Origin of the sequence: Spirillospora sp. CA-108201 (genome assembly GCF_050936235.1) — a bacterium.
Lineage (GTDB): Bacteria > Actinomycetota > Actinomycetes > Streptosporangiales > Streptosporangiaceae > Spirillospora.
The window spans coordinates 7,898,870-7,919,667 of the sequence record NZ_JBNJNE010000001.1; the positions used below are offsets into that span (position 1 = coordinate 7,898,870).

General features: G+C 73.9%; 15 protein-coding genes. 4 read left to right on the forward strand and 11 right to left on the reverse strand.

What is annotated here, in order from left to right; genetic code table 11:
* Positions 1-43: 43 nt before the first annotated feature.
* The 5 genes from fxsT (ACQEU6_RS38005) to ACQEU6_RS38025 form a co-directional block, all read right to left on the reverse strand.
* Entirely contained in the window at positions 44-4,207 is a 4,164-nt protein-coding gene (gene fxsT, locus ACQEU6_RS38005) for an FxSxx-COOH system tetratricopeptide repeat protein (RefSeq protein WP_499338531.1), read from the reverse strand.
* Positions 4,204-5,229: an AAA family ATPase gene (locus ACQEU6_RS38010; protein WP_499338532.1), complete on the reverse strand. Its 1,026-nt coding sequence runs from the start codon at positions 5,227-5,229 to the stop codon at positions 4,204-4,206. The genes fxsT (ACQEU6_RS38005) and ACQEU6_RS38010 overlap by 4 nt, the downstream gene beginning before the upstream one ends.
* 19 nt (positions 5,230-5,248) lie before the next feature.
* Complete coding sequence (locus ACQEU6_RS38015; protein ID WP_499338533.1) at positions 5,249-6,733, reverse strand: VMAP-C domain-containing protein; 1,485 nt, start codon at positions 6,731-6,733, stop codon at positions 5,249-5,251.
* A gap of 60 nt (positions 6,734-6,793) precedes the next feature.
* Positions 6,794-8,206 (reverse strand): MFS transporter, encoded by a 1,413-nt coding sequence (locus ACQEU6_RS38020; RefSeq protein WP_499338534.1) that lies wholly within the window; start codon positions 8,204-8,206, stop codon positions 6,794-6,796.
* Positions 8,207-8,684: 478 nt separating this feature from the next.
* Positions 8,685-8,855: an FxSxx-COOH-like cyclophane-containing RiPP peptide gene (locus ACQEU6_RS38025; RefSeq protein WP_499338535.1), complete on the reverse strand. Its 171-nt coding sequence runs from the start codon at positions 8,853-8,855 to the stop codon at positions 8,685-8,687.
* Between the two features lie 327 nt (positions 8,856-9,182).
* Here ACQEU6_RS38025 and fxsT (ACQEU6_RS38030) point away from each other — a divergent pair, with 327 nt between their 5' ends.
* Complete coding sequence (gene fxsT / locus ACQEU6_RS38030) at positions 9,183-11,693, forward strand: FxSxx-COOH system tetratricopeptide repeat protein (RefSeq protein ID WP_499338536.1); 2,511 nt, start codon at positions 9,183-9,185, stop codon at positions 11,691-11,693.
* Here fxsT (ACQEU6_RS38030) and ACQEU6_RS38035 read toward each other — a convergent pair.
* The 3 genes from ACQEU6_RS38035 to ACQEU6_RS38045 all read right to left on the reverse strand — a co-directional run bounded on the left by ACQEU6_RS38035 (position 11,690) and on the right by ACQEU6_RS38045 (position 15,546).
* Complete coding sequence (locus ACQEU6_RS38035; RefSeq protein ID WP_499338537.1) at positions 11,690-13,000, reverse strand: HEXXH motif domain-containing protein; 1,311 nt, start codon at positions 12,998-13,000, stop codon at positions 11,690-11,692. The two genes, fxsT (ACQEU6_RS38030) and ACQEU6_RS38035, sit on opposite strands and share 4 nt — an antisense overlap.
* Entirely contained in the window at positions 12,997-14,244 is a 1,248-nt protein-coding gene (locus ACQEU6_RS38040; protein ID WP_499338538.1) for an FxsB family cyclophane-forming radical SAM/SPASM peptide maturase, read from the reverse strand. Before ACQEU6_RS38040 ends, ACQEU6_RS38035 begins: the two co-directional genes overlap by 4 nt.
* 105 nt (positions 14,245-14,349) lie before the next feature.
* Positions 14,350-15,546: a PucR family transcriptional regulator gene (locus tag ACQEU6_RS38045; protein ID WP_499338539.1), complete on the reverse strand. Its 1,197-nt coding sequence runs from the start codon at positions 15,544-15,546 to the stop codon at positions 14,350-14,352.
* 98 nt (positions 15,547-15,644) lie between these two features.
* Between ACQEU6_RS38045 and ACQEU6_RS38050 the strand changes: the two genes are divergently transcribed.
* Together ACQEU6_RS38050 and ACQEU6_RS38055 are read left to right on the forward strand one after the other, a co-directional pair.
* Complete coding sequence (locus ACQEU6_RS38050) at positions 15,645-16,538, forward strand: SGNH/GDSL hydrolase family protein (protein ID WP_499338540.1); 894 nt, start codon at positions 15,645-15,647, stop codon at positions 16,536-16,538.
* Between the two features lie 257 nt (positions 16,539-16,795).
* A complete protein-coding gene (locus ACQEU6_RS38055; protein WP_499338541.1) occupies positions 16,796-17,596 on the forward strand; it encodes a maleylpyruvate isomerase family mycothiol-dependent enzyme in 801 nt (266 codons plus the stop codon).
* A 7-nt stretch (positions 17,597-17,603) separates the two neighbouring features.
* Here ACQEU6_RS38055 and ACQEU6_RS38060 read toward each other — a convergent pair whose 3' ends face one another.
* Both ACQEU6_RS38060 and ACQEU6_RS38065 read right to left on the reverse strand, forming a co-directional pair.
* The gene (locus ACQEU6_RS38060) at positions 17,604-18,098 is read right to left on the reverse strand and encodes a nuclear transport factor 2 family protein (protein WP_499338542.1); all 495 of its coding nucleotides are present in this window, start codon (positions 18,096-18,098) and stop codon (positions 17,604-17,606) included.
* On the reverse strand, positions 18,095-18,967 hold the full coding sequence (locus ACQEU6_RS38065) for a TIGR03619 family F420-dependent LLM class oxidoreductase (protein ID WP_499338543.1): 873 nt from the start codon (positions 18,965-18,967) through the stop codon (positions 18,095-18,097). Before ACQEU6_RS38065 ends, ACQEU6_RS38060 begins: the two co-directional genes overlap by 4 nt.
* Positions 18,968-19,148: 181 nt before the next feature.
* On the opposite strand from ACQEU6_RS38065, the gene ACQEU6_RS38070 reads away from it, so the two are divergent.
* A complete protein-coding gene (locus tag ACQEU6_RS38070) occupies positions 19,149-20,138 on the forward strand; it encodes an IclR family transcriptional regulator (RefSeq protein ID WP_499338544.1) in 990 nt (329 codons plus the stop codon).
* 19 nt (positions 20,139-20,157) lie between these two features.
* Here ACQEU6_RS38070 and ACQEU6_RS38075 read toward each other — a convergent pair whose 3' ends face one another.
* Positions 20,158-20,775 (reverse strand): flavin reductase family protein, encoded by a 618-nt coding sequence (locus ACQEU6_RS38075; RefSeq protein WP_499338545.1) that lies wholly within the window; start codon positions 20,773-20,775, stop codon positions 20,158-20,160.
* Positions 20,776-20,798 lie beyond the last annotated feature (23 nt).

Consider the following 20,798-nt stretch of genomic DNA (forward strand, 5'->3'; position numbering starts at 1 on the left):
TGCTCCTCCTCGGTTCCGTGCGCCGCACCCCGGTCCATCCGGCTCAGAGCGGGGTCGGCGCGATGTCGCAGTCGAGTAGACGTCCCTCCCCGGCCCGCCTCACGTCCGGGTGCCCGGCGCCGAGGACGTCCGCCAGGGCCCCGACGGGGTCGCCGTCAGGGCCTTCCAGGTCGAGCGCGCCGCAGATCACCCGGTGGTTGTGGGCGCACGCCAGCGTGTAGACGTGGTCCGGGCCGTACCGGCCCCTGAACCGCTCCCAGGTCTCGTTGGAGCGGATGCGGGCCGCCTCCAGCCGGCCCATGTGGAACAGGTCGTGGACGAGCCCGACCGAGCAGCAGAGCGAGAAGTAGTGGTCGGCGCCCAGCGCGGCGCGCAGCTCGCGGACGGAGGTGTCGTCCAGGACGCGCGCCGCCTCGTGGTCGCCCAGGCCCCGCAGCGCCATGGCGAGGTCCGCGGCGCAGGCGTGGGAGAACGGATGGTCCATGCCCATGACCCGGCGGTGTTCGGCCAGGGCGGCCTCTCCGAGCCCGCGGGCCCTCCCGGCGTCGCCGGCCGCCAGGCAGGACGCCACCAGCACGCGCCGCGCCGCGAGGGTGTCGGGATGCCGCTCGCCGTAGCGCTGCGTGTGGAGCCGCAGCGTGTCCTCCGCCCGCGCCATCGCCTCGGCGTGCAGACCCAGCTTCCGCAAGGTGACGGCGTGGCTCATCTCCGTGTGCAGCACGAACGCGTGCTCGGGCACGGGTGTCTCCCGCATGGTCGTCAGGACGTCCCGCTGGAGCCGGGCGGCCTCGCGGTAGTCCCCCAGCCCGTGCAGGTCGCGGGCGAGCTGGCTGACGGCCAGCAGGGTGTCGCGGTGGCGGGGGCCGAGGCTCGCGCGCAGCTGCCCGGCGGAGCCGGCGTCGATCGCCCGGGCCTGCTCGAACTCGCCCAGCAGGCGCAGGTCGACGCCCACGTTGTTGGCGACGACGAGGGTCTCGACGTGGCCGTTGCCGAACAGCCGGACCGTGCGGCGCAGCGTGTCCTGGTCGAGGGCGAGGGCGGCCCGGAAGTCGCCCCGCAGCCGCAGGTCGGCGGCCACGTTGCGGGCGGCGCGCATGGTGAGCGAGTGGCCGGGCCCGAAGCGCTCGGTCGTCCGCCGGTGGATGTCGGCGTTCTGCCGGTTCGCCGCGGCCACCTCCCCGAGCGCGCGCAGCGCGGTGCCGAGCTCGCGGCCCGCGATGAGCACCGACTCGTCGTAGGGCCCGAGCTCCCGCCGCCAGTGCTCCAGCGCGAGTTCGGCGAGGACCCGGCTGCTCTCGAAGTCGCCGAGCAGGTACAGGTAGCGCATCTGGTCGAGCGCGACCCCCCGGACCTCGGTGGACGCGCCGCCGATGACCCCCGACGGCACCACGTGCGGGGCGATCTCGGCTCTGGTCGCCCAGGTGGTCTCGTCCTCCGGCGGCGCCTGCGGCGTCGCGGCGGCGAGGATCCGGTGCACCCGGTCGCGGACGGCCCGGCGATCGGCTCCGGAGAGGCTCGTCTGGAGCATCGTCCGCACGAGCCGGTGGACCTGGAGGCTGCACAGGTCCGGGTCGAACCGGCCGAGGGCGTAGCGGCTGATGTCGGCCATCGCCGTCCGGAGCAGGCCGGCGTCTCCGAGCGTCTCCTCCAGTTCGGGGGGAAGGCCGTCGGCGGGGCCCGCCGACAGCAGGTTCCGGGTGACGGGCTCGGGGCCGAAGAAGGCCCACAGCTCCAGCAGCCGCCCGGCGGCGGGCGCGTCCTCCAGCAGCCGCTCGAACGCCAGGGTCAGGGTCGCGGCCAGCTCGGCCGGATAGTCCGGCGGGAGGCCCGGCCGGGCCTCCCCGCGGAGCCGGCGGTCGAGGAGCCGCAGGTACTCCGCGGTCGTCCGGCCGGTGATGGCGTGCCATGCCGCGGCCTGTTCGACCGCCAGCGGCAGGTCGCCGATCCGCTGGGCGAGCCGGTCGGCGTCGGCGGGCGTGAGGCCGGGCACGCGGCGGCACAGCAGGGCGATGCTCTCCGTGCGCTCGAACACGCCCACCTCCTCGGCGGCGGTGCGCTCCGCCCAGCGGCGGTCCCGAGAGGTGATCAGGACGTGCCCGCCCGGAACGGCCGTCGTCAGCCGTCCGCCGGGCTCCTCCCGGCGCACGGGCATCAGGGGGACGATCTCGTCGGGGTCGGTGGCGTTGTCGTAGATGAGCAGCCAGCGCCGGTGCCCCGGGTCCGCGCGCAGCGCGTCCAGGAGGTGCTCGACGGTGCGGTTGACCTCGTCGCTCAGCGGGGTGCCGAGCCGCCGGGCCAGCTCGGCGAGCGACGACCTGGCGAGCGCGGTCCGCTCGGCGGGCACCCACCAGAGGAGGTCGTAGTCGCCCGCGTGGCGGTGGGCGTACTCGACGGCGAGCTGCGACTTGCCCTGCCCGCCGAGCCGCCGCGGGTCCGCGGGCAGCAGGGAGGTCACCGCGCCGGACAGTTCCGTCCGGATGCCGCGGAGCAGGGCGTCGCGACCGGTGAAGTCGAGGTTGCGCGCCGGGAGCCCGCCGCCCAGCAGCGGCGCCCGCGCGTCCCGCTCTTCGGGCTCCTCCCGCGCGGGGGGCTCGTCGGCCGCGGGTCCGGCCCCATCGGGGACTGCGGCGCCGGGACCGTCCGCGGCGCTCCGGGTCAGGCGCTCCGCGATCTGCGCGTACCGTCCGCCGAGCCGGGCGAGCACGCGCGCCGCGACCCGCGCGAACGGTGGATCGCGCCGCAGGTCCTCGGCGCCCTGCTGGATGGCCCGCAGCAGCGCGGGGAAGTCCTGGGTGGACCCCCACCGCCCGCGCACGACCTCCCAGACGTTGCGCAGGACGCCCATCGCCTCCGCGCGGCCCAGACCGCCGAGCAGGACGTCCCGGACCCCGTCGTGGAACTCGTACTCGACGTCCGCCGGGTCCGAGGCGCGCCGGGCGCGGCGCAGCAGGCCGCCCAGGTACACCTCGGCCAGGTGCGCCGACGTCGCCTCCGGGAGCATGGCCCTCTGGACGAGCGACATGACCTCCAGCCGCAGGGGGGCCGCCGCGAGGTAGGCCGCCAGCCGGAACGCCGTCGGCGAGGAGGCCGCCCGGAAGCGCGTCACCCGCTCGGCCGGCGACAGGTCGCCGCCGTCCTCCTCCCCGGCGCCCGGGCGGGCCTCGGCGGACGGCGCGCCGGTGAACAGGGCCATCGCCGGGATCCGCTCCGCCCCGCAGCCGACGAGTTCGGCCCAGGGGCGCAGCCAGCGAGGTTCGAGCTCCATCACGGGAACGGCGACGCCGGGCGGCACGGCGGGCTCCTCACGCGGCCGCACCACGAGCCGGGAATTGGGCGCCCCGGCCTGCTGCGCCCCGAGCCACACCGGCTCGACCGCCGTCGCGCACCGCCTCCACAGCCGCTGGGGGAGCGGCTGGAGGATCGCGACCGGGCCGGACCGCGCCCACCGTTCGACGACCGCGGCGGCGCGCCCGTCGCCCCAGGCGGGCCCGATGCAGTCGCTGAAGACCAGGACGACGCGGCGGTGCGTCGGGTCGATCAGCTCGTCCGGGCTGTGCCCCGGCCCGGTCCGCGGGCTCGCGGTGCGCAGGACGAGCGCGTCGTCGTCGGTGTCGAGCCGCCACACCCGCACGTCGCGGAAGGCGCCCAGGCGTTCCATCAGGGTCCGCAGCTCGGCGGCGAGCCGCGTCCAGACGACCATGGAGGGGCCGCCGTCCACCACGAGGGCGAGGTCGAGCCACCGTTCCGGCGCGGGCTCCATGACCGGTTCCCAGATGCCGGTCTCCGCGATCCGGTGCGCCGTGGCCTCCTCGACGAGGTTCTCCACTGTCCGGGACGAGACCCTGCCCCGCAGCGGCCGCAGCGCGCGGGCGAGGCTCAGCGCGTGCGGGAGCGCGGGCGGCGCCGGGGCGCGCACGGTGTCTCCCGGCGCGGACCCCGGCACGGGGAGGTGCAGTCCGGCCTGCGCGGCCGACGACGCGGGACGGACCGGCCGGCGGGGCGCGGGCGGTTCGGCGACCGCGGGCTCGGCCGCCACGGGCCCGGCGGGCGGGTCCGGCTCCGCCTCCGGGCCGGGCGGCGGCGGGTCCTGCCCGGTGGGCGGGGCCTCCCCGGGCAGGGACAGCGCCAGCCACAGGGCGTCGGCGATCTCCTCCGCGGTGGGCCGGGGGTCGAGCGCCTCCAGCGCCCCGATCAGCCGGGAGATCATCCCGGGCCGGCGGCGCCCAGCGGGCGCAGGATCGCCCTGACCATGTCCTGGAGCGCGGCCTCCGGGGGGCGGGAGCCGGTCGTGCTCAGGTAGACCGCGTTGAGGAGCTGGTCGGTGGCCAGGTCGCCCTGCTCGCGGCGGTCCAGGAACTCCCGGACGAGCTCCGCGCTCGCCGCGCGCGCCGCCCCGCCGAGGTGCGCCTCGACGATCTCGGCGAGCTCCTCGGGGCTCGGCGGCTCGATCACCAGCCGGACGCAGCGGCGCAGGAACGCCGGGGGGAACTCCCGCTCGCCGTTGCTGGTGATGACGACGAGCGGGAACGCGGTGCACTGGACCCGGCCGCGCCCCACCGGCACCCGGTCGGGCCCCTTGGCCGGCATGACGTGCACGACCGGCTGGTCCTCCGGAAGGCGTTCGAGCTCCGGAATCGTGAAGCCGCCTTCCTCGAACACGTTGAGCAGGTCGTTGGGAAGGTCGATGTCGCTCTTGTCCAGCTCGTCGACGAGCAGCACGCGGGGGCGCGGCTGCGGCAGCAGCGCCGTCCCGAGCGGCCCGAGCCGGATGTAGCGGCCGATGTCGGGGGCCTCGGTGGCGGCGCCGGGGGCCACGGCCTGGCGCAGGCTCGTCTCGTGCAGGCGGCCGATGGCGTCGTAGCGGTACAGCCCTTCCTGGAGCGTGACCCGGCTGGTGATCGGCCAGTCCAGCACGGGACCGAGGCCCAGCTCGTGCGCCACGTTGTAGGCGAGCGTCGACTTGCCCGTCCCCGGCTTGCCGGTGACCAGCAGCGGCCGCCGCAGGCGCAGGGCCACGTTCACCATGGTGACGACGTTCGGTTTCGGACGGTACGACAGGGCGCGCTCCAGGCCGCCGCCGGGCAGCCGGGGCGCGCCGTCCTCCAGGTCGAACCGCCGCCAGGGCGGGGGGTCGGGCAGCCGTGCCAGGCCGTCGTGCGGCGTTCCGTCACCCCGGTAGATCTCCCAGTCCCCGGCCTCTCCGCCCGGAGGCGTGTCCGTCTTCGCCACAGGTACCTCCCAGGAGAGCTCAGGCCGGGGCGTTCAGCCGCACGTAGGGTTCGGGCATCCGGTCCGCGTCGTCGAAGACCAGCGTCAGGTCGAGGCCGAGATGGTCGCCGCCGCCGTTGCCGCCGAGCGTGCGCAGCGCCTGCCGGCGCAGTGCCAGCACCGCGTCGGGCAGGTCCATCGCGCCCTTGTCCAGCAGGTCCTGGAACTCCCGGGCGAACCGCTCCGGATCGCGGCCGCGGCGACACCAGGTGACGATCGGCGCCCCGGCCTGGAGGGCCGCGCGCAGTTCCGCGGAGTCCGGCCCGTCCTCGCGCGGGGGGAAGGCCATCGCCATGCACACCGACGACGGTTCGGACAGCAGCATGCTGTAGAGGCTTTCACCGCCGTACTGGCCGGGCTGTGTCACCCAGCACACCTTGGCGCCGTGGGGGTTGTCGCGCAGCCACCGCCACTTGCGGCGCCAGTGGTGGTGGTAGGCCCGCCTGCGCATCCGGTCGAGGCTGCGGACGACCACCGGGTGCTCGATGCCGAGGCGCCGCTCCAGCCCGTCCACGGTGATCCGCAGCTGGTCGACCGGCAGGCCGAGCATGTCGACCGGCAGCACGAACTCCACCGTCAGCTCCGGCGTCGGCCGGTTCACGACCCGATGGTCCTCGCTCAGCAGTTCCTTGACGAGTCCCGGCAGCCGGTCGAACGCGACGGGCTCGTCGTCGCAGCGGAGCATGAGCCCGTGCTCGCCGTCCCCCTGCAGCCACGCGGAGACCAGGTACCGGTCCGGCGCGGCTCCGTCCCGGCGGAGCTCGATGACCAGGTAGCTCCGCGCCCCGGCGCTCCGCGACTCCGGCAGCTCGCGCCGCCGCGCCGGCGGGAGGCCGCCCGCCGGCCCCAGCCGGTGCGCGAGCCGGTCGGCCCAGGCGCGCAGCCCGGCGGACGCGGGCCCGGCCGCGCGCGCGGCGAGCCCCTCGACGAAGGCCAGCAGCGGCGGGACGCCCTCGGCGCTGAGGGTGAGGTCCTCCAGGCAGGCCAGGACGCTCCACAGATCGCCGGGGTCGGCGGCGAGGGCGGGGCCGGAGGGGCCGGTGACCTCCCAGTAGAGCGCCCGGATCGCGGCCGGGCCGACGGCGTCGGAGACGCGGTCGCCCAGGCTCCGCAGGAGGCCGTCGAGGTCCCGGCGCTCCTCCGGGCGCAGAAGCGGTTCGGGAAGCAGCTCCTCGACGAGATCGCGGAGCCTCCCCATCGGCACGCTCCCGCGGTGGAACTCCTCGACGATCTCGATCAGCGCGTGGAACGCCCCGGGATAGGACAGGCACGCGTCCACGAGGTGCCAGACATCGGTGATGTCCTTGTCGTCCCGGGTGATCGGGAGGGGATGGCCCAGCCGCCGCTCCAGAAGGGAGGTGCAGAGGTCACGGGAGGAGCGCTTGCGGACCGTCTCCAGTTCCCACAGGGCCCGCACGAGGCGGGACTGATCTTCGAAAGGCAGCGACCACGCCACGTCCGACACTCATCCCTCCGATACCCAAACCGCACCGGGACCCCCATCGGTGGGGCATATCGTACGCGTTCAGCGGGGAATGATCCCGTGGGGGATTTCCGGTGGTGCGGAATTGCCATAAAGGTCCGTGTCGGATTCGGGGTCCGTGGAGCGGGCCGTGGACCGGACCCGGCCCGGGACCGCCCGCGCGGCCGCCGAGCACCGGCGGAGCGGCGGCCCGACCACGTCCGCGAGCGCGCCCCTGAGCGTCTGGCGGGAGCCGATGTTCCGCCGCTTCCTCAGCGACCAGAGGCAGCAGCTGCTGACCACGGCGACGCACAGGGTGATCGCCGTGACGACTCCGGTCGCGATCCTCGTGCTCGCCACCAGCGAGAGCAGGTAGCCGGAGAACAGCGACCCCAGGGGGACGGCGCTCTGCGTGACGAGGCTGTTGATGCTGGCCACCCGCGCCAGCATGTCGTCGGGGATCCACGTCGCCTGGTAGACGGTGAGCGCCACGTTCATGTGCGCGCCGATGAAGCTGATCCCGCCCCAGGCGGCGAGCCCGGCCAGCGGGCTGTCATAGGCCGTCACGATCGCGGTCATCGCGAACCATCCCCAGACGCAGCAGAACAGCAGCCGCATCGGCCGGTTGCCCTGGGCCAGGCGGTAGCGCCGGGAAAGGTGGGACGCCGCGACGGCGCCGAGCGTGCCCCCGAGTCCGGACGCCGCGAAGAGAATGCCGATCATCGAAGTGGAGGTGAACTCGTGGTCCGCCTGCACCACGAGCCTCAGAAAGATGATCTGGAAGGCGAAGTTCGTCACCGCGCACACGCTGATCATCATGCAGAGGAACGGATGGCCCAGGATGAAGCGAAGACACTTTCCGAAATCAGTGGGTTCGGGATTCTGCTGTTCTTCCGGCGCGAATCCCTTCTCTCGCATGCAGTGCAGCGTGATGGCGGAGAAAAGGGAGGAGAGGGCGTCGGCGGCGAAAGGCAGCGCCCTGTCCAGGCCATAGAGGAATCCGCCGAGCGGGCGCCCGAGGAGCAGCGCGATATGGCTTCTGGCCTCGTTCCTCGCCATCGCCTCGGGAAGTTCGTCGGGGCGGACGACGCGCTTGACGACGGCGACCTCGGCCAGGCTGTACAGGCCCGCGAGCGCGCCGTCCGCCGCGGCCGCGCCGACCAGCAGCAGGCCCGGGTGGTAGTGCAGGGCGAGACCGACGGCCAGCAGCACCGACACGCCGAACCGGGTGTACTGGCAGGTCAGCATGATGCGGCGGCGGTCGAAGCGGTCCGCGAGCATGCCCGCGGGCAGGTAGAGCAGTAGCCGGGGGCACGTTCCGGCCGCGGCGACCCAGCCCGCGAAGACCGGCGACCTGGTCAGGGACAGCGCCAGCAGCGGAATCGCGATGGCGGCGTTCATGGTGCCGAGCTGGGAGGCGGCCGACCCGCTCCACAGGAAGGTGAAATCCCGTGGCAGGGACGCCCGTGGTTTCACGTGGACCCGCTCGCGCCGTCGGAAGCGGCCACCTGTTGCATCCTCCCCGGAACCGATGGCGTCCGGTTTGGTCAAGGTGCGACCCGGCCGCCGAGCAGCGGGCGGCGGCAGAACGTGCGCCGACCCGAATGGCTTTTCGCTCAACGGCATGAGCGGCTATGGGAAAACGGTCAAAAAGCTCCGGGCGCGTTCATACCGAGAAGAAAGCCTGCGCCCCCGTAGTGCCGAGGTCGCAGGCAGACTCTAGTGGAGATCGCGGCGAGAAACGGGTCGATTGTCGAAAAACGACTCGCGGCCGGCGAGTCTCGTACGACTCTTGAACGACGGTATGCCGATCACCGGCCGCGCGGGGGATGAACCCCTCTTCTCGCCGCCGGGCGGCGGCCGCGAAGCGCTCCGCGGGCGACGGGTGCCGGGGCCGGGCGGCGCGCCGGCAGGCCCCGCGCCGGAAGGCGCCGCGGGGCCGGCGGCCGGCGGGTCAGCCGAGTTTGCTCTCGAAGCCCGCGGAGGCGATCTCTCCGCGGCCGGGGTCGAGGATCTCGCGCAGGGCCAGTTCGATGGCCGACTCGCCGAGCACGTCGTCGAGTTCGCGGAGCGAGAGTCCGGACACGTCGATCAGATCGCCGTGGAGAGCGGGTTCCTGCTGCATGGATTCTCCTCGGGCGGGATCACGCCGCCTGGCGGGTGGCAGGCGCACGTACAGGATTGTCCGTGCATGGGCGGCTAACTTCAATGATTACAGAAGAATCCTGCTTTGACCATTGCCGTCCCGGCCGCCGGTCGCGCCTTATTGTGCAGTCGAAACAGGCGTACTAGTCGGACCGAAAAGGGTGCGGTGCGGAAACGGGTGCGGGGCGGATCTGTGACGCGTGACCTATTCCCCCCCTGACTGAATTGGGATAATACGGTAGCTAAGTACGCATGCCGGCGAAGCGATCTGGACATGTGATGATCGGCGAAATGCGGAGGTGGACGCGTGTCGCTCCCGGAGACGGCCCCGGCGGTCTGGGGGAAGATCCCGCCGAGGAACAAGAACTTCACCGGACGCGAGGAGCTGCTCACCAAGCTGAAGGCGGGCATCTCGGGCCAGGTCACCGCCGTGCTCCCGCACGCCCTGCACGGGCTCGGCGGCGTGGGCAAGACCCAGATGGCGGTGGAGTTCGCGCACCGGTTCTCCGTCGACTACGACGTCGTGTGGTGGGTTCCGGCCGACCAGCCGTCCCTGGTGCGGCCGGCGCTGGCGGCGCTGGCGCCCAAGCTCGGCCTGACCTCCGCCACGGCCCGGGGCGTCGAGGACGCGGCCAACGACGTCCTCGAAGCGCTGCGCCGCGGGGAGCCCTACCGCCGCTGGCTGCTCATCTTCGACAACGCCGACCAGCCCGAGGACATCCAGGACCTGCTGCCCCAGGGCCAGGGGCAGGGGCACGTCCTGGTCACCTCGCGCAACCCGCGGTGGGAGGGGGTCGGCCACACCGTCCAGGTCAACGTGTTCACCCGTGACGAGAGCGTCGCCTTCCTCAACAAGCGCGTCCCGCGCGCGATCGGCGAGGAGGACGCGAAGCGCCTCGCCCACGAGCTCGGGGACCTGCCGCTCGCCCTGGAGCAGGCCGGGGCGTTGCAGGCTGAGACCGGCATGTCCGTCACGGAGTACCTGCGGCTGCTCGACGAGTGCACCAGCCAGCTGCTGGCCGAGGGCAAGCCGACCGAGTACCCGGTCTCCATGACCGCGGCGTGGCGGCTGTCGGTGAACAGCCTGTCCGAGAAGGTGCCCGAGGCCGTCGAGCTCCTGCGCTGCTGCGCGTTCTTCGGTCCCGAGCCGATCCCGCGCGAGGTGTTCTCCCGGACCCCGCCCGGGATCAGCCAGCCGCTGGCCGGGCTGCTGCGCAACCCGATCCGGCTCGCGCGGGCCTTCGGGGAGGTCAACCGGTACGCGCTGGCGAAGATCGACGCGCCGAGCCGGACCGTCCAGGTGCACCGGCTGATCCAGGCGCTGCTGCGCGACGAGCTGGGCCCCGCGGTGCAGGCGCGCTTCCGCAGCGAGGTGCACATGCTCCTGGTGGCCGCGACGCCGCCCGAGGACGCGGAGTCGCCGGCGAGCTGGCGGCGCTACTCGGAGCTGATCGGCCACGTGGAGCCCTCCGCCGTCGCCGAGAGCACCGACCCCGAGGTCCGCAAGTTCGCGCTCAACATCGTCCGCTACCTGCGGCTGTCCGGCGACTACGCGTTCGCGCAGCACCTGATCGAGCGCATCCTCGACCAGTGGGCGGCCGACTCCGGGGAGGACGACATCGACCTCCTGGAGGGCAAGCGCCAGTTCGGCAACATCCTGCGGGACCTCGGCGAGTACGGCGCCGCCTACGAGTCGAACCTGAAGGCCATGGAGCGGACGGAGGCGCTGGTCGGCCCCAAGCACCGGATGACCCTGCAGCTGCTGAACTCGCTCGGCGCCGACCTGCGGGCGCGCGGGGACTTCTCGGACGCCCGGGACCACGACCTGCGCTCCCTGGAACGGCACATGGAGGCGTTCGGCGAGTCGGCGCCCGACACGCTGGGGGTGATGCACAACCTGGCGCTCGACCACGGGCTGAACAGCGAGTACGTCAAGTCGAAGGAGCTCCACGAGACCGTCTGCCTGAGGTTCGGGGACGTCGCCCGGGGCACCGCGGTCAACGTCAGCAACGCGCTCGGAGGCCTGGCGCGCGCCGTGCGCCTCTGCGGCGAGTACGCCGAAGCCTGCGATCTGGGGGAGGACGCCTACGCCAAGTGCGTCGACGAACTGGGCGCCGAGCACCCCCTGACGCTGCGCGTGGCCAAGGACCTCTCCATCGCGCTGCGCCGGGCCGGCGAGCTGGACAGGGCCCTGGAAGTGGCGCAGGAGGTCAACGCGCGTTCCGTGCGGCTGTTCGGGCTGGACCACCCCGACACCCTGGCCGCGGCGATGTGCCTGGCCAACGCGCAGCGGTGCACCGGCGACCTGAAGTCGGCCCTGGAACTGGCGGCCGACACCGTCGTCCGCTATCCGAAGGCCTACGGGCCCGAGCACCCCTACAACCACGGCTGCGGCGGGAACCTGGCGCTGCTGCACCGGGTGTGCGGAGACGCGGTGTCCGCCCGGGGGTTCAACGAGAAGGCCCTGGCGGGGCTGGAGGTCAAGCTCGGACGCGACCACCACTACTCGCTCACCGTGGCCACCAACCTGGCCAGCGACCTGCTCGCGCTCGGCGAGGCGGAGTCGTCGTGCAGGCTCGGCCGGGGGACGCTGCGGCGGCTGCGCGCGACGATCAGGCACGATCATCCGATGACGCTGGCCTGCGCCGCGAACCTCGCGGTCGCGCTGCGGGAGCTCGGCGACGAGGAGGAGGCGGACGGGCTGCACCGGGAGACGATGACCGCCTACGCCAGGACGCTCGGCCTGGAGCATCCGGACGCCGTCGTCGCGGGGGAGGGGCGGAACCTCGACTGCGACTTCGACCCGCCGCCGATCTAGAGGGCGCCGGAGGGCGCGGGGTGCCCCGGGTTGCGGCGGCGCCAGGCGGTCAGGTGCCGTCCCGCGGCCTCGCTGCCGCGGCGCAGGGCCTCGGCGGGGACGGGCTCGTCCAGCCAGGTCCGGACGGTCCGGCCCATCTCGCCGACGAACACCTCGCCCTCGGGAGTGAGCCTCCCGCTGGAGGCGAGGGTCCGGATCACGAGGTCCGCGGCGGTGCGCCAGCGCGCGAAGCCGCTCTCGGCCTCCAGGGCGGCCGCGCCCGTCTCGTGCAGGCGCTGGTCCCGCCAGAACCTGGCGATGCCGAGGTGGGCGTAGGCGCCCTGGAGGAGCCCGGCGACGGGTCTCGGATCCTCCCGCCACGGCGCGTAGTAGGTGGTGCCGTCGTCGGGTCCGGTGAGGTGGACGACGTCCAGCAGCCCGGTGAGCTTGGTGTGCTGGACCTCGTGGGCCAGCGTGACCGCGAGGAAGCGCGCGTCGGGCGGGGTGGACAGGCCGATGCTGCCGAAAGCGTGCCTGGGCGTCGCGCTGGACTGCCCCCGTGCGGGGGCGACGAGCGGGGTCAGAACGGAGACGAGGGACGCGACGTCCTCCGCGAAGCCCGGATGGTGCTCGACCAGGATGCGCCAGGCGCCGTCCAGGGTCGACCGCCAGTGGCCGAGTTCGGCGTCGCCCAGGCGGTGCGGGAGCCGCTCCGCTCCGGGCATGCGGTCCGGGTCGTGGTCGTCGAGCAGGAACGCGGCGTGCGCGCCGCGGTGTTCGGCGGTCAGCCTCCGCAGGGCCTCCCAGCCGGGCGCGTCCTGGTGGACGTCGGCCGGCAGCCCGATCCGCAGATCCTCGGCGACGACCTCCGCCCCGCCCGGTCCGGACCGGACGAGCGCGCTCTCCCGGCCGGGGACGAGGGCGCGTCCCAGCCCGGGAAGGACGATCGCCCCCGAGCGTGCCGGTACCTCGATCTCGCCGGGAATGCCCGCTTCGACCGCCGCTCCGGCGGCGAGGGCGGCGAGGCCGGCCGGCCCGGCGCCGCCTCCCGCGCCGGACGGGTCGTCGAGGGCGCGCCTGGCCCATTCGCCGACGGTCGGACACCGCAGCACGGCCTCGACCGCCCGCGGGGCTCCCTGCTGGATGCGGCCGAGGAGGTCGTACGCTTCGGCGGCCCGAGGCCCGCCCGCGTCGCGCACGCCTCGCAGCAGCAGGAGGCGCTTGCTGTACTGGGCTCTGTGGAGGAGCTCGCCCGCGGCGGAGCCGCCGTCGCCCGCGGCGAGCGCCAGGAAGACCTTCTCGGGGATCTGGTGGACGCCCGGGCTCATCCGGCTCCCTCCTGGGACGACGTCTTCCGCCTGTACGCCTCGACGTCCTGCGAGACCGCGTCCCGCATATGGGTGATCAGGTGGAAGAGGTCGCGGCAGTAGACGGACGGGTTGGCGAAGCCGGTGCCGGAGCGGTACCGGTGGGTGTAGTGACCGCCGCCGCACACGCGGTGGACGGGGCAGGCCGCGCACGCGTCGGCGAGCGCCCGGCGGCCGATCTGGCGCGCGGCCATCGCGGGGAGCATCAGGGCCGCGTCGAAGGCGTCCCTGCCGACGTGCAGCTCGGTGTGCGCCGCGCCCTCGTAGGCGGACTTGAGCGTGTCGACCTGCTCGATGGAGCCGTCGGTCTCCACCACGGCGACCGCGACCGGCGACAGCCCGATCGACTCGCTGTGCGAGGGCCGGCCGAGCAGCAGCCGGATGATCTCGCTGAACAGCCGGACGCGGGTCTCCCGCACCGGGGTGCGGTACCAGCGTTCGAAGATCGCGATGAGCCAGTCGCCGTACGGCGTCGCGTCGTCGTCGCCGCGGCCCGGGGGCGGGGTGTCCCAGTTGCCGTGCGGAAGCAGGAAGTCGACGGCCGGGGGGCGGTGGGCGACGAGCGCCTCGTAGGTGGCGACGGGGTCGTTGCGCAGGTCGATCGTGCTCAGCAGGCCGCTGAACAACCGCCGGTACGCGGGCTCCGTCAGCCGGTGCAGCCCGGTCGTGACGTCCTCGTGGCTTCCCCTGCCGTTGGCGCGGCGGCGGTGGCGGTCGTGGCCGTCCTCGTCGCCGTCCAGACTGACGCTCACGAATATGTCGAGTTCGTCGAAGAGTTTCAGGTAGACCGAATCAAGCAGGACGCCATTGGTCTGTAAGTGGAAACTCACCGATGTCCGGGAATCCACGGCTGAATTGACCGCCTCGACCGCGTAGCGGATGTGCTCGGGGCCGGCGAGCAACGGTTCTCCGCCGTGCAGGATGACGCCGATCCGGGACAGGTCATTGGAGCGCGCGTGCTCGGCGATGCGGGCGGCCGTGCGGTCCAGGGTGGCGCGCGACATGCGGCGCGGCTGGCGCCGCCAGCTCTGGTCCGCCATCTCGTACATGTAGCAGTAGTCGCAGGCCAGGTTGCATCTGCTGTGGATTTTCAGGACGAACTCGCGGAACGGAGTCGGCCGCCACCCCTGCTCCAGCAGGCTCTGCACGCTCAGCGTGGCCGGCCATTCGTCTTCGGTGGACGTCCGGGCCGCACCCACGGTCACACCGATCAACTCCCAGCGGGGTTCGAACGCAGGTCGATCACGTTACCTATATACATTTATATACGCATTATCATGATCACGGAATCGCGGTCCGGCGGTGACGGATCAGCGCAGGGAGCGGCGGGCCACCAGGGCGGCGTTCAGCAGTTGGAGGTCGGCGGGGCGGCCCGGGTCCAGCCCGGTGAGCGCGCTGATGCGGCGGATGCGGTAGCCGACCGTGTTCGGGTGGACGTGCAGCGCCGCGCCGGTCGCGCGCCGGTCCAGGCCGAGCGCCAGGTAGCGCTCCAGGGTGCCCAGCAGATCGGGCTTGCGGTCCAGCGGCGCCAGCAGCGCGGCCAGCGCGGCCAGCGCGCCGCTCGGGCGGCTCAGCTGGTAGTCCAGCAGGACGTCGGCGAGCCGGTACAGGCCGGGCGCGCGGCCCGCGCGGCGGACCAGGTCCATGATCTCGGCGGTCTGCGCGACGGCGTCCGGGACCCCCGCCGGTCCCGTGATCTCCGCGGCGGCCGTCACCTCGATGTCGGCCGCCTTCGCCGCGCCCGCGACCAGGTCGTGCAGCGCCTCCCAGCCGCAGGAGAAGGGCAGCAGGGCCGTCCCTCCCGAGGCGTCCAGGGCCGTGAGGGCGGGCTCGTCGGCGACGGCGTCCAGGGCGGTCCGCACGCGGCGGATCTTGCGGCGGGCGGCGATCCGGGCGCGCTGCCCCGAGCCCGCCTCGTCCGGATGCGGGCCGAACGCCAGCGCCAGGACGGCGTACCGGGGCGCCGGGCGGCGCCCCGCGGTGTCCCCCGCCAGCAGCGCGGTCATCAGGGCGTGCCGGCCGCCGTGCTCCTGGCTGTCGAGGATCTGCCGCACCTCCAGGTAGGCGGCGCTGACGGCCGACGTCAGCAGCCGCTGGAAGTCGAGGAAGTAGCCGAGCGCCTCCTGGAAGGCGGGCAGGTCGGCGGGCTCGGCCCCGGCGGTCAGCTCCTCCCAGGCCATGGCCGCCCCGATCTGGTAGGCGGCGAGGATCGCGTCGAGCGGCACGCCCTCCTCGGCCCGGAGCGCCGCCGAGTCGCGCTGCAGGGCGAAGTCGGCCGCGCGGGCCGGCCGGCGCCGCTCCAGGACGTCCGCGAACTGCCGCAGGCTGTGCTGGACGATCCCGGCGATGTCCCCGGCGACCTCCTCCTGCGGCAGCTCGGCGTAGACGGGCAGCTCGGCGAGCAGCCGCGCCACGACGCGGCGGGTCAGCAGCGGTGCGCGGACCCGCAGGTGGGCCGCCATCGGCCGGCCCGCCACCCGCAGCGCCGGCGTCTTGTCCCGCGTCACAACGGCTCCCGGAAGAGTCTGTCCCCACGCCAATTGAACGGCGTGTCCAGATTCTGGACGATCACGGCGACATCGTCCATGACGCCGGGAGTCAGCTCATGATGCGTCTGTTCAACGGCCGCCCGTCCACCGCCCGGGTCTCCAGGGGCAGGGTCGTCAGAGGCGCGGTCGGCGCGATCGTCCTCGCGGGCGCGGCCCTCGGCGGGACGGCCGTGCCGGCGGCGGCCGCGCAGGAGTACGTCGCGCTCGGCGACTCGATGGCCTCCGGCCCGCTCATCCCCGACATCACCGGTCCGGTCGGCTGCGGGCGCTCCACCCACAACTACGCGCACGAGCTGGCGTCCAAGCTCGGCGCCGCCCTGCGGGACGTCACCTGCAGCGGCGCCAGGACCACCCACATGACCCAGTCGCAGAGCACCAGCGTCGGCGGCGTCGACACCGGGACCGTCCCGCCGCAGCTCGACGCGCTCACCGCGTCCACCGCGCTGGTGACCCTCACCATCGGCGGCAACGACGTCGGCCTCGTCGGCATCGCCCAGGACTGCGCCACCCTCGACCCCACCGCGACCCCGTGCAAGGGCGAGTTCGAGGAGCAGGTCGCCCAGCGCACCCGCGACTTCGGCCCGAAGCTGTCCGCCGTCCTGGACGGCATCCGCGCCCGCTCCCCGAAGGCGCGGATCGTCGTCACCGGCTACGGCCTCTACATCAAGCAGAACGGCTGCTGGCCCGTGCAGCCCGTGCTCCCCACGGACGCCAACTTCCTCCAGGGCTCCGTGAACGCGTTGAACGACGTGATCCGCCAGCGGACGGCCGCGCACGGCGGGACCTACATCGACCTGGTCGCGCCGAGCGCGGGCCATGACGCGTGCCAGTCGGCGTCCAAGCGCTGGGTCGAGGGCTACGTCCCCGTCCACTCCGCCGCCCCCCTCCACCCGAACGCGCAGGGCGAGGCCGCCTACGCCGCCGTCATCGGCGGCGCCCTCGGCGCCTGACCCCGCTGATGACCCGTCCCGGCCAGACCCCCCGGCTGTGTTTCAACGTCCCGGCCCACTTCGCTCGCCTGGCGGCTCGCTACGCGACCGGGCCTGGGCGAACGCGGCATCGCTTCGCGATCTGCCCGGTTCCGCTCGCCTCCGGCTTCCCTCCACCGGGCAGCCCACGCGTTCGCGCGCGCGTGGCCGAGACCACTTCGAAACACGCCCTCGGCCGGGGCGGGTCGTAAGCTGCGTGAGCCGACGGAGGGGCTGAGATGAACGAGCAGATGCGCGCCAACACCGCCGCCTACGAGCAGACGATCCGCTCGTCGCTCGCGCTCGCCGGGGCGCTGGCCGACGACGACTGGGACCGGCCGACCGAGTGCCCCGGCTGGACGGTCAAGGACCAGTTCTCCCACCTCGCCGGCGTGGAGCGCGACCTGCTCGGGGACCCCTCCCCGGCCGTCGAGCTCCCCGAGTTCGACCACGTCCGCAACGACTTCGCCCGCTACACCGAGATCGCGGTCCACGCGCGGCGGACCGTCCCCGGCCCGCAGGTCGCGGCGGAACTGGCGGACGCGCTCGAACGCCGGCTCGTGCAGCTCGCGGACGAGGATCCCGGCCGCGTCGTGATGTGCCCGGACGGCAGGGAGGGCCCCTACACGCGGTTCATGGAGTTCCGGGCCATGGACTGCTGGACCCACGAGCAGGACGTCCGCCGCGCGGTCGGCCGTCCCGGCAACCTCGACGCCCCGGCGGCGCGGTGCTTCTGGGAGCTGCTGAGCCGCCCCCTGCCCCGCATCGTGGCGCGCGCCGCGAAGGGCGCCTCCGGGCGGAGCGCCGCCCTCGCGATCTCGGGCCCGCCCGACTTCGAGGTCGCCGTCACGGTCGGCGACGACGGCCGCGGCGCGTGGTCGGACGTGCCGGAGTCCCCGGCGGCGAGGATCGCCATGGACTGGGAGACCTATGTCCGGCTGACCGCGGGCCGCTGCGCGGCCGGCGACGTCGCCGTCCGGACCGAGGGCGACGCGGAGCTGGCCGGGGGGATCCTCGCCACCATGGGCGTCACGCCCTGACCGCTCCTCAGCGGTGCCGGACGGCGTCCGGGAAGTGGGAGGCGAGCAGGTCGGGGGACTCCTCGCGGCCGTCGAGGACGCGGTTGACGCGGGTCACGGCGCGCCAGCCGGACGGGGTGCGGCGCAGCCGCCAGTGGTTGGCGGTGGCGCGGCGCAGCACGAAGCCGTCCGGCCGCTTGACGATCATGAGGGTGTAGCCGACGGCGGCGGCCTCGTCGCCGGAGAGCGTGACGTGCGGCGGGCCGACGACGTGCGCGCAGCCGCCGGAGATCCACCGCTGGTGGTTCGCCGAGCGGACCATCGCCTCGATCTCCGGGTGGCCGGTCATCATCAGCTCGTCCACGTCGTAGACGCCGTCCGGCTCCCAGAGCCCGGCGACCTCGGCCGCGCAGCCGCCGTCGACCAGCGGGCCGTAGGACAGGATCAGCCGGGTGATCTCCCGCTCGTCCTCCAGGGCGCGCAGCCGCTCTTCGAGGGCGGCCAGGCGGGCTTCGACGCTCACGCCTCCTCCCCGAAGACCAGGCCGTAGCCGGCGGCCAGCGCCCGCAGGGCGGCGAGCTGCTCGCAGTAGTGCGCCGCCGACTCCGACTCCATCCGGACGCCGGCGATCGTGGCGCCCGCCTCGCGCAGCCGGGCGAGCGCCGTCCCGGACGCCTCCGGGGCGCCGATCGGGTCCAGCGGGCGCGACGGCGCGAGGACCACGTCGAAGCCGGGCGGCACGTCGGCGTCCGCGAGCATCTCCGCGAGCGTGCGCAGCGGCAGGCCGAACGGGACCCAGCCGTCGGCGTCCAGCGCCCGGCGCAGCGAGCGCTCCGAGCGGCCGCCGATCCACAGCGGGACGCGGTCCTGGACGGCGTGCGGCTCCACGACCAGCCCGGAGTAGGCGTAGTGCTCGCCGCGGTACTCCGGCGTCCGCCGCGACAGGGACGCGCGGAGCGCGGCCAGCGCGTCGTCGGCGCGCGCGCCGCGCCCGGCGAAAGGCGCGCCGAGCAGGGCGAACTCCTCCTCCAGGCTGCCGACGCCGAGGCCGAGCACGAGCCGCCCGCCGCTGACCTGGTCGAGCGTGCCGTAGCGCTTGGCGATGGCGAGCGGGTGGTGGTAGCCGAGCACGAGCACCTGCGTGGCGAGCCGGATCCGGGACGTGCGGGCGGCGAGGTAGCCGAAGGTCGCGAGCGGGTCCCAGTAGACGCCGCCGCGCTGCTCGGCCGCCTCCACCGGGACGGCGACGTGCTCGCTGCACGTCACGTGGTGGTAGCCGAGCCGGTCGGCGGTCCCGGCGATCAGGGCGATCTCCTCGACGCCCGCGCCGCGCTCCCAGGCGGCATGGCCGGGCGGCTGCGCCACCACCGGCGTGGCGATCCCGACGCGCATCGGCTGCTCCCTCTCGTTGGCAGAAAAACGTTCTATCACGCCCTCCGCCCCGACCTGGGCCGCGGTCCCGGTCACATATGCTCCGGCTGACCTGGTCTTACTGCCCCTCTTCCGCTGAGAGCAAGCGGTTGCTACATTCCAGGTAACAAGAATTCATTTCAGTCATGTTCTGGGAGGTGCGATGACCGAGGCCACGATGCCGGAGGCAGCGACGCCGGAGGTCATGACCGCGTCGGAGGCGCGGGCGGAGCGCGACGTCATGACGACCGCGGCCACCCTGCAGTCGGCGACCGTGCACGGCGACGCGCGCCGGGAGTCGCCGCCGTCGATGATCGAGCGGATGACGCTGATCCTCGACGCGTTCAACGGGCCGACCGCCCGGCTGACCCTGGAGGACGTCGCCCGCCGCACCCGGCTGCCGCGCTCCACCGCGCACCGGATCCTGGACCAGCTCGTCCGGCAGCGCTGGCTCGCCCACCACTCGTTCGGCTACGGACTCGGCCAGCGCGCCCTCGGCCTCGGCGGGCAGGACGGCGGGCACGGCAAGATCCGCGAGGCCGCCGCGCCGCTGCTGCACGAGCTGCAGGTCACCACCGGGCTCGTCGCGCACCTGGCCGTGCTGGACGGCGCCGAGATCTTCTACCTGGACAAGCTCGGCGGGCGGCTCGCCACCTCCGTCCCGTCGCGGGTCGGCGGGCGCGCCCCGGCGCACTGCACCGCGCTCGGCAAGGCGATGCTGGCGTGGCTGGAGCCCGAGCAGGTGGACGCGCTGCTCGGCTCGGGCATCAGCCGCTTCACCAGCCGCACGATCGGCGAGCTCGGCACGCTCCACCAGGAGCTGCACCGCATCCGGCAGCGCCGCGGCCTGGCGTTCGAGCGGGGCGAGTCCTACCCCGGCATCGCCTGCGTCGCCGCGGCGATCCGCGGCGCGGAGGGGCCGGTCGCCGGGATCTCCCTGGTCGGCGACATCCGCGCGCCGCTGGAGAACGTCGCGCCGCTGGTGGTCACCGCCGCCCGCGAGGCGTCGCAGACCCTGTTCCCCGGCTCGGCCCCCGGCGCCCGCGGGGGACGGCGCGCCGGGCGCGCCGTCCGCACCGGCGAGGAGACCAGCTGGTCGCCCGAGACGATGAACCGGCTGCTCGCGGTCGACGGGCGCGGCGACTGGATGTGACGGGCGGCCGCAGGTGACGTCAACCCCAGCCCCACCGGTCGCCGATGCCCCACGGGTCGGGGGCGATCGGCGCGTTCGGCTCCGCGACGCCGAACCGGCTGCGGAAGAACACCATCGGGCGCCGCCACGCGCCGTCCAGCACCTCGTGCCGGTCCACCGCCAGGACCCGCCCGATCACCACCTCGTGGTCGCCGGCCTCGTGCACGTCGTGCACGACGCAGTGGACGGCGAGCAGGACGTCCGGCAGGGCGGGGGAGCCCCACCGCGACTCCTCCCACTCCAGGTCGTCGAACTTGGCGCCCCGGCTCGACCCGAAGCGCTCGCACAGGTCGCGCTGCTCCTCGCCGAGCACGTTGACGCAGAACCGCCCCGCCGCACGGATCCGGGGCCACGACCGGCCGCGCTTGTCCGCGCAGAACAGGATCAGCGGCGGATCCAGCGACACCGAGGCGAACGACTGGCACGCGAAGCCGACCGGCTCGCCGCCGTCGAGGGCGGTGACCACGGTGACGCCCGTCGCGAACTCCGCCATGGCCTTGCGGAAGTCGGCCGGCTCCGGCGAGGCCGTGGCGGCGTCCGCCTGCCAGTCGTTCGCGTCGGCGTCGTGCAGGGGCGTGAGCGCTGGCTCGGCTGGCATGTGTTCACCTCGGGGCTGCGAGC

Coding starts and splice junctions, on each gene's coding strand:
- ACQEU6_RS38050 (WP_499338540.1), top strand. CDS start 15,645: ATGATGCGTCTGTTCAACGGCCGCCCGTCCACCGCCCGGGTCTCCAGG.
- fxsT (WP_499338531.1), bottom strand. CDS start 4,207: ATGATCTCCCGGCTGATCGGGGCGCTGGAGGCGCTCGACCCCCGGCCC.
- ACQEU6_RS38035 (WP_499338537.1), bottom strand. CDS start 13,000: ATGAGCCCGGGCGTCCACCAGATCCCCGAGAAGGTCTTCCTGGCGCTC.
- ACQEU6_RS38065 (WP_499338543.1), bottom strand. CDS start 18,967: ATGCGCGTCGGGATCGCCACGCCGGTGGTGGCGCAGCCGCCCGGCCAT.
- ACQEU6_RS38075 (WP_499338545.1), bottom strand. CDS start 20,775: ATGCCAGCCGAGCCAGCGCTCACGCCCCTGCACGACGCCGACGCGAAC.
- ACQEU6_RS38055 (WP_499338541.1), top strand. CDS start 16,796: ATGAACGAGCAGATGCGCGCCAACACCGCCGCCTACGAGCAGACGATC.
- ACQEU6_RS38025 (WP_499338535.1), bottom strand. CDS start 8,855: ATGCAGCAGGAACCCGCTCTCCACGGCGATCTGATCGACGTGTCCGGA.
- ACQEU6_RS38070 (WP_499338544.1), top strand. CDS start 19,149: ATGACCGAGGCCACGATGCCGGAGGCAGCGACGCCGGAGGTCATGACC.